A 521-nucleotide genomic window follows, 5' to 3' on the forward strand; every position below is an offset into this window, starting at 1 on the left:
CCCGCCACCGGCGCACCACCCTCGACAATCGCCACGCTGCTGAAGATCCCGCCCGAATTGATCACGATGTGATGCCCGCCCGCCGTCAGCGTCAGGCTGGTCCCGGCATCGATCACCACCTGGCTGGCGGTGACCCGCGCATGGGGGCCGGCCTGGATGACCAGCGTGCCGTCCGCCGTGGTGCTGCTGTTGCCGCTGATGCTGAGCAGATCGTCGGTGCCGATGACCGTATGGCGCGTTCCGTCGGTGGTGTGTCGTTCATCCGCCTTGATCAGGCTGGTGCTCTGGTTGTCCACCTGCTGGAAACGGTCGCGCCGGATCTGGCTGTGGCTGTCATTGAGGATCAGTTGTTCGAAGTCGCGCTCGGCCCGCAGGTAGATTTTTTCCTGCCCGGCACGGTCTTCGATCATCAGTTCGTTGTAGCCGCCGGTGTGTGGCGAACTGTGGCTGCGCAGCACGGTTTTGCTCTTGTGCTCAGGCAGGGTGTAGGGCACCGAGGTGACTTTGTTGGCCACGCACCC

Annotated in this window: 1 protein-coding gene; it reads right to left on the bottom strand. The window is 64.1% G+C overall.

Annotated features, from left to right (window positions below):
• On the bottom strand, positions 1-521 hold a 521-nt coding region (locus AC1MDC_RS28700), incomplete at both ends, for a bacteriophage T4 gp5 trimerisation domain-containing protein (protein WP_480394197.1).

It is taken from the genome of Pseudomonas sp. 1, assembly GCF_056626735.1.